This window comes from Salinicola sp. MIT1003 (assembly GCF_001858555.1).
GTDB lineage: Bacteria > Pseudomonadota > Gammaproteobacteria > Pseudomonadales > Halomonadaceae > Salinicola > Salinicola salarius.
Map to the genome: position 1 here is coordinate 88,754 of NZ_MCAP01000057.1, position 13,851 is coordinate 102,604.

Sequence of the window (13,851 nt, forward strand, 5' to 3'; positions counted from 1 at the left end):
TCAGTCAACCTTGGTCTAGCGTCTTGATTCCGGGGCGATTTCGGCGCCGTAGGACCAGCGGGTCCGGCGGTAGCGGAGATAGCAGGCACCCAGCGAGGCCGAGCGTACCAGGGTGAACAACAGAAACGAGAACCACAGGCCGTGGTTGCCGTAGCCTTGTGTCAGCCACCACACCGGCAGGTAGAAGGCGATCGCCAGCCAGATGGTGTCGCGCATGGCGCGGCTTTCGGTGGCGCCGATGAAGACGCCGTCGAGCAGGTAGCTCCACACCGCCAGTGCCGGCATGGCGATCATCCAGGGCAGATAGTCGGCGGCCGTGGCGCGCACTGCCGGCAGATCGGTCAGCAGCGATATCAGGCCATCGCCGGCAATCGCGAACAGCAGCATCGATGCCCCCGCCACCAGCAGCGACAGCTTGCCGGCGGCCCGCACGGCGTCGCCGAAGTCGTCCCAGTCCCGCCGGCCCACGGAACGCCCGGTCAACGCTTCGGCCGCGTTGGCGAAACCGTCCAGCGCGAAGGAGGTGAGCATGATGAACTGCAGCAGCACGGCGTTGGCGGCGAGCACGGTGTCGCCGAAATTGGCACCCTGAGCGGTGAAGAACGCCTGGGCGAACAGCAGTCCCAGCGTGCGCACGAACAGATGCTGATTGACGCGGATCAACGCCGAGTAGTGCTGCCACACCCATAGCGCCTGACGCGACAGCGATCCGCCCAACTGGCGGCAATGGACGGCGACCCGCCACAGGCCGAAGGCCAGCGCGCTGTAGTCGGCAATCAACGAGGCCCAGGCCACGCCGTCGCTGGCCAGCCCGAAGCCGACCACGAACAGCAGGTCGAGCACGATGTTGACGCCGTTGGTGAGCAGCAGGATCGCCAGGGTGATACGCGTCTTCTGCTGGCCGATGAACCAGCCAAGGATGGCGTAGTTGGCCAGCACCGCCGGTGCCGAGAAGATCCGGATATGGGCGTAGCTGGCGGCCAGCGACATCGCCGCTTCGCTGCCGTCGAGCAGCCACAGGCCGAAATCGATCAGCGGTTTCGACAGTACGATCAAGGCCAGCCCGATCGCGACCGCCATCACCAGCGACTGGGCCAGCAGTAGCCTTACGCCGCTGTCGTCCTCGCGCCCGACGGCCTGGGAGGTCAGGCCAGTGGTGCCCATGCGCAGAAAGCCAAAGCCCCAGTAGAGAAAGCTGAACAGCGTCGCGCCCAGCGTCACCGCGGCGAGATAGCGTGAATCCGGCAGATGGCCGACCACGGCCGTATCCACCAGGCCGAGCAGCGGTACGGTGATGTTGGAGAGGATGATCGGCCACGCCAGTTTCCAGATATGGCGGGTGGTATAGCGTCTGGCGTCGTGACCCGGCTTGCTCGGGGAAGTGTCGGTGCGGCCCACTGGGTGTCTCGTCTCCGTTGGTCGTGTTCGGGCCTTGGCCTTCAGCGGCACGGTGCCGTCGAGCCGGGCGGCACAAACGAAAGCGCCGCCGGAAGCGGCGGCGATTCGGTGTCGTGGCAGGCGCGCGGCTGTCAGGCCGCGGTGATGATCCGGTATTTCTCCATCAGTTCGTCCTTGGTCTCTTCACGCTCGGGGTCGAGCGGAATGCAGTCCACCGGACAGACCTGCTGGCACTGGGGCTCGTCGAAGTGACCGACACACTCGGTGCAGCGGTTCGGATCGATGACGTAGATCTCCTCGCCGGGCGAGATCGCATCGTTGGGGCATTCCGGCTCGCAGACATCGCAGTTGATGCATTCATCGGTAATCATCAGGGCCATATCAACGTCCTCGCGACGGGTGACCGCCGTCTGCCGCGAATCGCCGCTGCAGGGCTTCGGCCACGCACGGCGATACATGTTGGGAAACGTCCCCGCCGAGGCGCGCGATCTCGCGCACGAGGGTCGAGGAAATATAGGAGTTCTCGATCTCGGGCGTCAGAAACAGTGTCTCGACGTCCGGCGCCTGAGCGCGGTTCATGTTGGCCAGCTGCATTTCGTATTCGAAATCCGATACCGCCCGCAGCCCGCGCAGGATGATGCGTGCCTGCTGCTGTGCCAGCAGTTCGGTGAGCAGACCGTTGAAGCCGATCACCTCGACGTTGGGCCATTCGGCGACCACTTCCCGCGCCAGCGCCTCGCGCTCCTCTAGCGAGAGCGTCGGCTGCTTGCGCGGGCTCTCCGCGACCGCGATCACGACCTTGTCGAAGATCCGCGCAGCCCGATGGATCAGATCGCGATGACCGTTGGTGATCGGATCGAACGTGCCGGGATAGACGACGGTATTCTGCATTCAGAAGGCTCCGCGATGGCCGGGAACGGGGCCGGCGGACGGTGCGAGGTTCGCACGCGCTGCCGTACCCGGACCCGAGACGTTCAAACTCAATCCAGTGTACCGAAAGGATTGTCGACCTTCAGTGACACCGGGTTGGCATAGCCGGGGATGCGGATCGAGTCGCGACCGACTTCCAGCTCCGGCCCTTCCAGCACGCCCTCGCCGAAGCGATAGATGACATCGAATCGCCCGGCATCGGCGGTGGCTTCGTGCTGCGCGGCGGCGGCGAGGGTCTGCTCGCGACGATGCCGCCAGTCGTCGAGCGCGCGCTGGCCGTGGCGCTGGGCCAGCAGGCGTTCGGTGACCTGCGGCGACAGCAAAAGGCCGGTGGCGTTGTTGCCGCCGAAGCCCTTGGCGTTGATGAAGCTGCAGTCGGTCTCGAGCTCGATCGGCGCCTGGAAGAAGCGCAGCCGTTCGGCGTGAACATCGTCGGCGACCGCGTCGAGCGTCGGGATGCCCGGCACCCAGCCGTGGGCGAAGGTGCCCAGGGCACTGGCGATCTGGTCCCCGGCGGCGCTGCCCTGGGAGTGGCCGATGAACGCCTTGATCGCGGCGACCGGCCAGTTCTCGATGCCGTTGGCGCGCGCCACCTGATCGAAGATATGCGACTCGGTGGTGCGGTTCTTCGGCGTGCTGGTGCCGTGGGCATGCAGATAGCTGCGCTGGCGCACGCTCCGTTCGCCGAGGATCGAGGTAGCCAGCGAGACGGATTTGCCCAGGGTGAGATAGTTGCCGATGCCGGGCGCCGAGATCGAGCGCTTCCAGCCATCCGCGTTGACGTTCACCTCGGGCACGGAACCCAGGATCTGGGCGCCGGTCTCGAGTACCAGCGAGTCGTCCATCAGCAGCACGAACTGCGACGCTTCGGCGATGGTGAAGCCGCAGTTGCGGGCGAACGGACGGCAGGCGCGCTGGTAGTCCTCATCGGTCAGCAGCTCGAGGGCGTCGAGCGCCATCAGGCTCTGGTCATCGGCCAGCGCACTCATGGCGCGGAATCCTTCGATGATTTCCGGCGTCACCGGCGCATCGCTGGTGCCGACCATGACGATGCGGCGGCGGCCGTGACGGATATCGTCGATACCCAGGCGCAGGTTGTAGAGGAACGTGGCGCAGGCGCCTTGAACCGCGCCGGTTCCCCCGACGCTCCCCAGAACGTAGGCGTTGAGGAAGTCCGCCGGCATCTGGCCGTAGCCCAGCGGCATCTGCTTGGAGGTAGTGCGGCTGCCGGTGACGAAGCTCTTGAGCATGCCGCCCCAGCCGGCGTCGTCCAACTGGCCGATCGAGTTGCCGGCATAGACGGCGATGGCGTCCGGGTCCACCCGGTCGCGCAGCGACTCCCAGTCGAGCCCGCTCTGGCCGAGGCAGTCGCTGACACCGAAGATCGCCATCGACAGCCCGCGTGGATGATGCACGCTGCGATAGAAGCTGTCCGGCGCGAAGCCTTCCGGCAGGCGGCCGGCAGCGCGCACCAGCGCCTGGCGCCGTTCGGGCAGCAGCGCATCCAGCGTCCCGGCGGGAACGCTGACCTCGACCGTCTGCTTGTCGAGCTCGCGCACTTGCCAGCCCGCGGGCAGCGGCTGCGGCAACTGGCGTCGCGACGCGGTGAAGCGCAAGGGGCTATCGAGCGTCATCCGCACTTCACGGTTGCCGGGAATGCCGGCCTCCCCGAAGGCGTCATCCTCGATGCGACGGATCAGCGTATGCTTGAGAATGTACTCGCGATAGCGGCTGACGACCGCCTGTTCGCTCAGAATCTCGCCGTCGGCGCTTTGCCACTGGCCGTCCTCCCGGGAGGTGACCAGTTGCATCAGGGTTGCCAGTGCGACAAGCGTACGAGTCTGTTCGGCCGTTGGCAGAACGTCGAGAATCGTGCGGCGGTAGGCCTGGTGCCCGGACGTTCTACCCGCGGCGTTGACGCCGCCCATACCGACGATTACCGGTAAATGTGACAAGCCACGTCCCTCGTGAACATTGGGGGCAATCGGTGAACGATGACATGGAGATGACGAAACTGCGATGAAAGGGCATCCCCGGCAAAGGCTTGCGCTGTCGACCTCGAATCGGCGAAGGGTAGCCCCGAGCCGGTGGAGGAGAGCCCTGAGTCGGTGAAAAATGGCCCCGGAACGAGCGGGGGACAGTCATCGCGCATGCCATCGAAGGCCGTATTGCCAGGATTGGCTGAATGTGGGCTGGGATGATACACCTGCGCGCGCGCGCCGTCATGCCGCGTGGGTGGCTCGTCCACGAACGCGTCGCGGGAGCCGGCGCCACGGCGGCAGGAATGCCGACGTCGTGGCTGCTAGAATGCGCGCTCTGTCGTCAGTCGTAAACGGTACTCTCCTTTCAACGGGACACAACCTTTAACGGGCCTCATCCTTACAACGGTAATTGCCATGCAAGCGTCTTCGCGCGCCATCACTTCCAGTCAGCAGGGGCCGCACCAGGATCTGGTGCGCCGCGTTCAGCGTGCCCGGGACAGCGCCTGGCAACGTCCGCCCGCCGAGCACACGCGGATCGCCTTCGAGGGGGCGGCACAGTGGCTGGCTGATCAACATCGGCCGCTGATTCTCGATGCCGGTTGCGGCGTAGGCCTCTCCACGCGCCGGCTGGCGGAGCGCTATCCCGACCACGCCGTGCTGGGGGTAGATCGCAGCGAGCAGCGGCTGTCACGCGACCATGGCGCCCTGCCGGACAACGCGCTGCTGGTGCGCGCCGATCTGGTCGATTTCTGGCGCCTGGCGGTGGCAGCCGAGTGGCGGCCGGCGCGGCACTTCCTGCTCTATCCCAATCCTTACCCCAAGAGCACGCAGCTCAAGAAGCGCTGGCAGGGGCATCCGGTCTTTCCGGCGATACTCGCCCTTGGGGGTATGCTCGAGTTGCGCTCCAACTGGGCGATCTACGTTCAGGAGTTCGCGCTGGGCGTGAAGACGCTCCGTGGTCTCGAAGGCGAGATCGACTCCTACGCACCGGGTGGAGCGTTGATGACGCCGTTCGAACAGACTTTCCTGACGCCGTTCGAACAAAAATACGTCGAGAGCGGCCAGACGCTATGGCGCTACCGAGTCGATCTGTCGACGACGGGGTTCGACGCAACTGCCTCGGCTGAATCGGACTCAACCGAATCGACTTTCACCGAGTCGCCCTCAACCGAGTCTCCCTCAACCGAATAGGAATCAAGCCCGATGAGCTATCTGCTGCTAGCGCTGGCGATCGTCGCCGAAGTCGTGGCGACCAGTTCGCTGAAAGCTTCCGCCGGCTTTTCACGGCTGCTGCCGAGCGTGATCGTGGTGGTCGGCTACGGCTTTTCGTTCTATGCGCTGTCGCTGGTGCTCAAGTCATTGCCGGTCGGTATTACCTACGCGATCTGGGCGGGGCTCGGCATCGTGCTGGTGACGGTGATCGGCATCGTGTTCTACGGCGAAAAGCCGGACCTGCCCGCTTATCTTGGCATGGGGCTGATCATCGCCGGAGTCGCCATCATCCAGGTGTTCTCGCGTCTATCGTCGCACTGAGGCTCTCGTCACTCTGGCGTCTTTCCTGCCACTGGCGCTTTCATCACGATCGCGTCTTTCGCCACTGGAACATGACATGGGGCATCGCATTCTCAGTGAGTTAATTGGTACGCTCTGGATGAGATTGGCCCTCATTTTTCTTTGGAGCGAGCATCCCATTATGCGGCGATGGCTAGGTCGAAGTTCTCTGTTTCTCGGTGCGTTATCCCTCTCTGTCTTCACCATCGCCGCGCAGGCGGCCGGGTTCGAGCATGTCGCCCGGCTTGCGGATAAAGGTTTCGTGGTCAGCGCCCAGGCGCGCCTGCTCGATAGCGGCGAGGTTCTCGGCGCCATCAATCCGGCGCAGTCATTGTCACCGGCTTCGGTCACCAAGCTCTACACCGCGGCCGCTTCGCTGGATCGCTGGGGGCCGCAGCATCGCTTTACCACGCGTTTCGTCTCCACCGGCACGCTCGATGGCAATGGCGTACTGCACGGCGATCTGGTGCTGGAAGGCGGCGGGGACCCGGCGCTGACCTCCGAAGAACTCTGGCGCTTGATTCAGAAACTGCGGGAGCTCGGTGTCTCCAGCGTCGATGGCCAACTGGTGGTCAGCCAGTGGCGCTTCGGCCCGGTGACCTGCATTACCACCGATCGCTGCGAGACGCAGACGGAAGGCACCAACGCCTACGCGGCGCTGCTCTCTTCTGCCGCGATCAACTACGGCAGCTGGTGCGCCACGGTGATGCCGGGGATCGTCGGGCAGCCGGCGCGGGTCACCAGCTGCGATACGGTGGCGCCGACCATTCGCATCGAGAACGACGTCGCCACCGTTGCCGCTGGCGGCTCGGCCAAGCTCTACGCCAGGCGGATCACCGACAGCCAGGGCGATACGCTGCGGGTCAGCGGGCAGATACCGGCCGGCAGCTATCCGCGCCCGGTCTACAAGGCCAGCTCCGATCCTGCCGACCAGACCGGCCAGACGCTGCTGTCGCTGCTGCGCCAGTCCGGCATTACGGTCAGCGGCGGCTACGCCGTCAGTCGCCAGGCGCCGCCGTCCACCGCGCAGCCGCTGGCCGCCGTCGAGGGCAAGCCGCTGCAGGAGCTGCTGCTGCGCACGCTCAATTATTCGAACAATTTCATGGCCGACACGCTGGCGCTGGACCTGACCTCCGGCACGCAGCAGAACCTGTCGGATGCCGGCCGCGAGCTGGAACGTTTCGCCGCCGGCCTGCCGGGGCACAGCGCGGTGACCCTGCGTAGCGGCAGCGGTCTGACGCCGGAAAATCGCGTTTCGGCGCAGAGCGTCAACGCGCTGCTCGGCGCGATGTATGGACGCGCGTCGCTGTTCCCCACTTTTGTGGCCGGCATGCAGGTACCCACCAACGGGCCGATGCACTTCATCCGTCGCGGCAGCCAGACGTTCCAGGATCACGTGATGATCAAGACGGGCACGCTCAACGAGCCGGTGACGGTACGTGCCATTGCCGGCTATTTTCGTACCGAGAGCGGGCGCTGGGGCAGCTTCGCGGTGCTGGTCAACGGCACCGGGTCGACGCCTTATCTTTCCTGGCGGGAGACGCTGCCGCTGGTCTCTGATGACCTGACCGCGATGATCGAACGCCACTAGCCTGCAACCCGACGCGGCGACCGGCCTGTTTCCGGTCGCCCCGGCATGATCGAAACGCGCTTTCCGTACGTTCTTTTGAAGAGGACCTCATCGTGCTATCACGCCTTAAACACTTGATCGCCGTCTCGGTGGCTGTCGTTGCCGTCATGGCCGTTTCCGGCTGTGCCACGAATCCTGACGTCACCACGCAAACCGCCAGCGAGGACCTGGTCGGCACCTACTGGAAGTTGATGCTGCTCGACGGCAAGCCGGTGACCGTGGCGGACGGCCGGCGTGAAGCGCATCTGGTTCTCGGTGAAGACGGGCGCGTTTCCGGTTCGACCGGCTGCAACCGGCTGATGGGCAGCTATCGGCTTGAAGGGGACACGCTGACCTTCTCCCGGCTCGCTTCGACCCGGATGGCATGCCCGGGTGACATGGCGACACTCGAACAGGCGTGGCTGGCGGCGCTCTCCGAGACGGCGCACTATGCGCTCGTGGGCCAGTCACTGGTGCTGCAGGACGCTGACGATCGAGCGCTGGCCGAGCTCAAGGCCAACGCGCTGTATTAGACTGCGCGCCTGGACTATGCGCTAGGCTCTCGGCCTGACGACTTCCGAGCTGACGATACCTGACCTGATCATGAGAACCGAACCTTGACCCTGATCGACTGCGAGTTCGGCCCGCACGGTGAAGCTGTGCTGGCGATTTTCAACGATGCCATTCTCAACACCACGGCACTCTACGAATACCAGCCACGCACCGCGGCGTTCGTCGAGAACTGGTTCCAGACCAAGCGCGATGGCAACTTTCCGGTCATCGGCATGCTCGACGACGAGAGTGGGCGGCTGATGGGCTTTGCCAGCTATGGCCCGTTTCGCCCTCATGCCGCCTACCGCTACAGCGTCGAGCATTCCGTCTACGTGGACCGCCACTTTCGTCAACGCGGCGTGGCCCGGCAATTGATGACAGCGCTGATCGAACGCGCCGAGGCACAGCAGTACCACACCCTGATCGGCGGTATCGACGCGTCCAACACGCCGAGCATCGCGCTGCACGAACAGCTGGGCTTCGTCCACGCGGGGACCGTGCGCCAGGCGGCCTACAAGTTCGATCGCTGGCTCGACCTGGCGTTCTATCAACGGGTGTTGGCGACGCCGACGAATCCTGTCTCGGGGTGATCAGGGATCGTCATCGGTCGGGGCCGATGGCGCATGCTCAGCCTCCTGGGTCTCGGCGCTCTCGTTGATCGCATCGGTCGGTGTGCTGGGCAGGGCATCGGAGCCGATTGCGAGCTTGTCGGCGTCTGCCATGTAGACTTCCTGGCTGCTGCGCAGGAACAGGCAGAGCTCGCGGCCGGCCTCTCCGTTCATATGATCCTGTGAATAGTGCCCCTGGATCAGCAGTGCCGTCATGCCGGCTTCGTCATCGAACGGTACGGGGTCGCCGGCCGGCGCGGCATCCGGGAACTGACTGGCGTTCTGGCACTGCTCGACGACGGCGCGGTCGTGTTCTGCCCACGCCGCATCGCTGGAGGCGTGGGCGGAACCGGCCAGCGTGAGCAGGGCTGCGGCAAGAGAAACAGGAATGGAGTGCAAGTTAGAACGGCGCATTGGGAACATTCCTTGTTGCTGGTTGGTCGTTGCTGGTTGGTCGTTGCTGGTTGGTCGTTGCTGGTTAGTGGTTGCCGATTGATAGAGCGGCAATCATGGCTTTCAGGATGGCGGGCTCACGCTCGCAGAATCTCGTGGCATTTTTCATGGGCTATCGTGGCCCGTCATTGGAGTGTAGACCCCGCATGGCGATACCCGTTGCGTTGCTTTTTCTGGCCGTAGTGTTCTCGACCTCGGTGTTGTCCGGCGTGTTCGGCATGGCTGGCGGATTGATCCTGCTAGGCTTCTTGCTTGCCTGGCTGCCGGCGGCAACGGCGATCGCGGTACACGGGGTGATCCAGCTCACCGCCAACGCGTCGCGAGCCTGGCTGTCGCGCCGATTCATCGCCTGGCGCATCGTCGGCATGATCGCCTGTGGCGTCCTGATCTCGGCGGCCTTGCTGATGCTGGTGCGCTATTCGCCCAGCGAGACGGTGGTACTGATCGTGCTGGGGCTGATGCCGGTCATGGTGTGGATTCCCAAGCGCTGGTTCCACTTCGATGTCTCGCGGCCCGGGCATGCGGTCATGTGTGGCATCGTTTCCGGCGGCCTGACCATCGCCGTCGGGGTTTCCGGCCCGACCATCGACATCGGATTCATCCGCACCCAGCTCGACCGGCGCACCGTGGTGGCGACCAAGGCGACCATTCAGGTCATCGCCCACACCCTCAAGATTCTCTATTACTGGCAGGCGGCGGTGGCGATGGACAGCGGCGAGTGGGGCTGGGTGGCACTGGCGATTCCCTTCGCGTTCCTGGGAACGCGCACCGGCAATCTGATCCTGTCGCGGCTGACGGATGCCGGCTTCCGCTACTGGACGCGCTGGATCGTCACGGTGGTGGGCGCTTATTACCTGATTCGCGGTTTGATGGGGCTTCTGGCCTAGCAATATCACGGGCCGAGCTCCCACCCATTCAGCCTTGGGATGGGCTGACGCCGAAATAGCGCTTGTACTCGCGACTGAACTGCGACGTGCTGCGATAGCCGACATCGGCGGCGGCGCGCGCGACGTTGACGCGCTGCTGGCCGAGCAGCATTCGAGCCCGAAGCAGTCGCAGGCGCTTGAGATACTGCACTGGCGAGAGCTGAGTCACGCGCTTGAAGTGGTGGTGAAAGTGCGAGGCGCTCATGTTGGCGCGCTCGGCAAGCGTTTCCACCGTCAACGGCAGGGCGAAGTGACGGTGGAGGTAGTTCAGCGATTCGGCAATGCGGGCGTAGTGCCCCTGCTGCTGCACCAGTTGACGAAGCGACTGGCCCTGCGGGCCGTTGAGCGCGGCGAACAGCACTTCCCGTACTCGGCCTGCGCCCAGCGCGCGGCTGGTGTGTTCATCCTGCAGGCACGACGCCAGGCGTTGTACCGCTTCCGCCATCGGTGCATCGAGGGCCACGGCCGCCATGGGCTCGGGAGAGCCGCGGTCGAGAGGGGGCGGCGCGGGCAGATGATGCACCAGTTCGCTCAGCATCAGCGGATCCACGCCGATGGAGAGGCCCAGTAACGGGGCATCCGGGCGGGTGAGCGTCTCGCATTCGAACGGCAACGGCATCGCCTGTACCAGATAGTTGCCGGGGCCGTAGTGAATCACCCTGTCTCCCAGGTAGCCGACCTTGTCTCCCTGCGCGATGATGAACAGCCCCGGCTCGTAGATCAGCGGCGTGCGCGAGTGACTGCATTCCGAGGCGATCAGTTTGACGCCATCGATGGCCGTGTCGGAAAAGCCGTCGGTGCTGGCCAGCGGCGCCAGCGTTCGGGCCAGCTGGAACGCCCAGGCGTCGCGGGCGTTCGAGGAGCCGAAAGCGGGATCCCGGGACGCACGATCCTGAAGAGAGGAGGCAGGGAGACGATCGAGCATGGCGACCTCGCGCTGAGGAAGATGAACAAGGTCAGCGTATTGTGCATGAGCACGGCTCGATAGGGGTAATGGCCTTGCGAGATTCGGAGGATCGAGCAGATGTTGCGCAGGAAACGGCATGGCTGCCGAGGACGTTGTAGACCACACTGTGCCCACGATCCCGTCCATTCACCCATCGTTATGGGGAGTCAGAAACATGGCACAAGCTACTGCCACACCTGCCAAGGGTTATGCCGCGCATTCCGCCACCACGCCGTTGGCGCCCTGGAACTTCGAGCGGCGTGCGCCGCGTCCGGACGATGTCTCGATCGAGATCCTCTACTGCGGCGTCTGCCACAGCGATCTCCACTTCGCCCAAGACGATTGGGGCATGTCCTCCTATCCGGTCGTGCCGGGCCACGAGATCGTGGGCCGCGTTACCGCCGTGGGTGACGAAGTCAGCCAGTACCAGGTCGGCGATCTGGTCGGCGTCGGCTGCATGGTCGACTCGTGCCGCGAGTGCAAGGCGTGCAACGCTGGCCTCGAGAACTACTGCGCTGAAGGCTTCGTGATGACCTACGGCAGCCCCGACAAGCACGACGGCACGCTGACGCAGGGCGGCTATTCCGATAAGGTCGTGGTCAGCGAGCGCTTCGTGGTGCGCATGCCCGACGGCATTGATCTCAAATCTGCCGCGCCGATCCTGTGCGCCGGCATTACCACCTATTCGCCGCTGAAGCATTACGGTGTCAAGCCGGGCGACAAGGTAGGCGTCATCGGCATGGGCGGCCTCGGTCACATGGGGGTCAAGCTCGCCAAGGCGCTGGGTGCCGAGGTGACGCTGTTCACGCGCTCCGAGTCAAAGAAGGCCGAAGCGAAGAAGCAGGGCGCCGACCATGTCGTGATCTCCACCAGTGAAGACGAGATGCAGGCAGTCACCGAGACCTTCGACTTCATGCTCGACACGGTGCCGGTGCAGCACGACATCAACCCCTATCTCAATGCGCTGAAGCCGGACGGCACGCACATTCTGGTCGGGCTGCTCGAACCGCTCGATCCGGCAATTTCCGGTGCCAATCTGATATTCCGTCGCCGCGTGCTAGCCGGCTCGCTGATCGGCGGCATGCCGGAAACCCAGGAAGTGCTGGATTTCTGCGCCGAGAATGGCATTACCTGCGACGTCGAGATGATCAACATCGATCAGATCAACGAAGCCTGGGAGCGGATGCAGAAGGGCGACGTGAAATACCGTTTCGTGATCGATATGGCGTCGATCAAAGAGAGCTAAGAGCTAAGAGCTAAGAGCTAAGAGCTAAGAGCTAAGAGCTAAGAGCTAAGAGCTAAGAGCTAAGAGCTAAGAAAACCGCCAGTGATAATGTCACTGGCGGTTTTCGTTACAGGAGCAACATCCTGATTGCGCGGCTCGCGGCTCGCGGCTCGCGGCTCGCGGCTCGCGGCTCGCGGCTCGCGGCTCGCGGCTCGCGGCTCGCGGCTCAGGACTGAACCCTGACCAGTCCTTCCTGTGCGGTGGAGGCGATCAAATGGCCATCGCGATCGTAGAAGCTGCCGCGGGCGAAACCGCGGGCGCCGCCCGCCCACGGGCTCTCCATCACGTACAGCAGCCACTCGTCGATCTTCGGGTCCTGATGGATCCACAAGGCGTGGTCCAGGCTGGCGATGCGCAGCCGCGGGTCGCCGAATTCCACATCATGCGCCAGCAGCGAGGTCAGCAGCAGGTTGAAGTCAGAGCTGTAGGCGAGCAGGTAACGGTGCAGGGCCGGGTCCGACGGCATGCCCTCGTCTTGTATAGTCCCGCTGCCCATGCGAAACCAGATCATTCGCGAGGGGGGGCAGTCATGGCGCTCTTCCACCGTGATGAACTCGACGGGATGACCGCGAAAGCGCTGATGGACCGCCTTGCCCTCCGCCAGCAACGCTTCCGGCGACGGCACGTCGGGCGCGGTAGGCTGGTGGTGCAGGCCGTGTTCACGCCCCTGGAAGGAAGCGCTGCAGAAGAATATCGGCTTGCCTTTCTGAATCGCCGTGACCCGACGCGTGGTGAAACTGCCGCCATCGCGAACGCGATCGACGGAATAGACGACTGGCAACTGGGCATCGCCGGGGCGCAGGAAATAGCCGTGCAGCGAGTGCAAAAAGCGGTCTTCGGGGACCGTGCGGGTAGCGGCGGCGGCGGATTGTCCGAGGGCCTGACCTCCGAACAGCTGGGGCAGTCCCAGATCCTGGCTCTGGCCGCGGAACAGGTTCTCCTCCAGCGCTTCCAGGCCAAGAAGCTGGATAAGGTCGTTCAGCGCTTGTGTCATTCGGGTATCCTTGATGGCGCGTCGATGAAGGCTTTTCGAACCAGATTCGTCACGAGTATATCCTGCTCGCCGACGACTCGCCGCGACGCCGGATGGGCAATACGGGACGGTCATGATACGTAGCGACGAATTCTACATGCACCGTGCGCTGGAGCAGGCGCAACGGGCGTTCGACAGTGGCGAGGTGCCGGTTGGTGCCGTGGTGGTCGATGCCGCGGGCACGGTGATCGGGGTCGGCTACAACTGCCCGGTCGAGGGGAAGGACCCGACCGCCCATGCCGAAGTGCAGGCGCTGCGCAGCGCGGCGCTGGCACTGGGCAACTATCGGCTGGACGAGTGCTCGCTCTACGTCACCCTCGAGCCCTGCCTGATGTGCACGGGCGCGATCATCCATGCCCGTATTCGCCGGGTCGTCTACGCCACCGCCGAACCCAAGGGCGGCATGGTCGAATCCCGTGCCAATCTCTTCGCACAGCCCTGGTTCAATCACCGCGTCGAGATCGACGGAGGCGTGCTTGCCGCCCCGGCGAAGCGGTTGCTCCAGCAGTTCTTTCGGGAACGTCGCCAGCATGATGCGTCACCGGGGGGCTCTTCGAACTGACCGAGCCGGCGCGAAG

General features: G+C 64.4%; 15 protein-coding genes. 8 read left to right on the plus strand and 7 right to left on the minus strand.

Annotated elements, in window-relative coordinates:
- Positions 1-15: 15 nt before the first annotated feature.
- The 4 genes from BC443_RS15460 to BC443_RS15475 all read right to left on the minus strand — a co-directional run bounded on the left by BC443_RS15460 (position 16) and on the right by BC443_RS15475 (position 4,256).
- Complete coding sequence (locus BC443_RS15460; protein WP_071232810.1) at positions 16-1,332, minus strand: MATE family efflux transporter; 1,317 nt, start codon at positions 1,330-1,332, stop codon at positions 16-18.
- 197 nt (positions 1,333-1,529) lie between these two features.
- Entirely contained in the window at positions 1,530-1,778 is a 249-nt protein-coding gene (locus tag BC443_RS15465; RefSeq protein ID WP_071232730.1) for a YfhL family 4Fe-4S dicluster ferredoxin, read from the minus strand.
- 1 nt (position 1,779) lies between these two features.
- Complete coding sequence (gene coaD, locus BC443_RS15470; protein WP_071232731.1) at positions 1,780-2,289, minus strand: pantetheine-phosphate adenylyltransferase; 510 nt, start codon at positions 2,287-2,289, stop codon at positions 1,780-1,782.
- Positions 2,290-2,378: 89 nt separating this feature from the next.
- Positions 2,379-4,256, minus strand: a complete 1,878-nt coding sequence (locus tag BC443_RS15475; RefSeq protein WP_071232732.1) for a beta-ketoacyl synthase — start codon at positions 4,254-4,256, stop codon at positions 2,379-2,381.
- A 468-nt stretch (positions 4,257-4,724) separates the two neighbouring features.
- On the opposite strand from BC443_RS15475, the gene BC443_RS15480 reads away from it, so the two are divergent.
- The 5 genes from BC443_RS15480 (at position 4,725) to BC443_RS15500 (ending at position 8,612) form a co-directional block, all read left to right on the plus strand.
- Positions 4,725-5,501 carry a methyltransferase domain-containing protein gene (locus tag BC443_RS15480; protein WP_071232733.1) on the plus strand — a complete coding sequence of 259 codons (777 nt, stop codon included), beginning with the start codon at positions 4,725-4,727 and terminating at the stop codon, positions 5,499-5,501.
- Between the two features lie 12 nt (positions 5,502-5,513).
- Positions 5,514-5,843, plus strand: coding sequence for a multidrug efflux SMR transporter (locus BC443_RS15485; RefSeq protein ID WP_071232734.1), 330 nt, complete (start codon positions 5,514-5,516; stop codon positions 5,841-5,843).
- A 160-nt stretch (positions 5,844-6,003) separates the two neighbouring features.
- On the plus strand, positions 6,004-7,452 hold the full coding sequence (dacB, locus tag BC443_RS15490; protein ID WP_071232735.1) for a D-alanyl-D-alanine carboxypeptidase/D-alanyl-D-alanine-endopeptidase: 1,449 nt from the start codon (positions 6,004-6,006) through the stop codon (positions 7,450-7,452).
- Positions 7,453-7,544: 92 nt separating this feature from the next.
- On the plus strand, positions 7,545-8,003 hold the full coding sequence (locus BC443_RS15495) for an META domain-containing protein (protein ID WP_139284344.1): 459 nt from the start codon (positions 7,545-7,547) through the stop codon (positions 8,001-8,003).
- Positions 8,004-8,087: 84 nt separating this feature from the next.
- Positions 8,088-8,612, plus strand: a complete 525-nt coding sequence (locus tag BC443_RS15500) for a GNAT family N-acetyltransferase (protein ID WP_071232736.1) — start codon at positions 8,088-8,090, stop codon at positions 8,610-8,612.
- Here BC443_RS15500 and BC443_RS15505 read toward each other — a convergent pair whose 3' ends face one another.
- Complete coding sequence (locus BC443_RS15505) at positions 8,613-9,044, minus strand: hypothetical protein (protein ID WP_071232737.1); 432 nt, start codon at positions 9,042-9,044, stop codon at positions 8,613-8,615.
- Between the two features lie 185 nt (positions 9,045-9,229).
- Here BC443_RS15505 and BC443_RS15510 point away from each other — a divergent pair, with 185 nt between their 5' ends.
- A complete protein-coding gene (locus BC443_RS15510) occupies positions 9,230-9,970 on the plus strand; it encodes a TSUP family transporter (RefSeq protein WP_071232738.1) in 741 nt (246 codons plus the stop codon).
- Between the two features lie 28 nt (positions 9,971-9,998).
- Here BC443_RS15510 and BC443_RS15515 read toward each other — a convergent pair whose 3' ends face one another.
- Positions 9,999-10,934, minus strand: a complete 936-nt coding sequence (locus BC443_RS15515; RefSeq protein ID WP_083387455.1) for an AraC family transcriptional regulator — start codon at positions 10,932-10,934, stop codon at positions 9,999-10,001.
- Positions 10,935-11,130: 196 nt separating this feature from the next.
- Here BC443_RS15515 and BC443_RS15520 point away from each other — a divergent pair, with 196 nt between their 5' ends.
- The gene (locus BC443_RS15520) at positions 11,131-12,201 is read left to right on the plus strand and encodes an NAD(P)-dependent alcohol dehydrogenase (protein WP_071232739.1); all 1,071 of its coding nucleotides are present in this window, start codon (positions 11,131-11,133) and stop codon (positions 12,199-12,201) included.
- A gap of 205 nt (positions 12,202-12,406) precedes the next feature.
- On the opposite strand, the gene BC443_RS15525 is transcribed toward BC443_RS15520, so the two are convergent.
- Positions 12,407-13,234, minus strand: coding sequence for an acyl-CoA thioesterase II (locus tag BC443_RS15525; RefSeq protein ID WP_071232740.1), 828 nt, complete (start codon positions 13,232-13,234; stop codon positions 12,407-12,409).
- Positions 13,235-13,349: 115 nt separating this feature from the next.
- On the opposite strand from BC443_RS15525, the gene tadA reads away from it, so the two are divergent.
- A complete protein-coding gene (tadA, locus tag BC443_RS15530) occupies positions 13,350-13,835 on the plus strand; it encodes a tRNA adenosine(34) deaminase TadA (RefSeq protein WP_071232813.1) in 486 nt (161 codons plus the stop codon).
- The last annotated feature ends 16 nt before the right edge of the window (positions 13,836-13,851 follow it).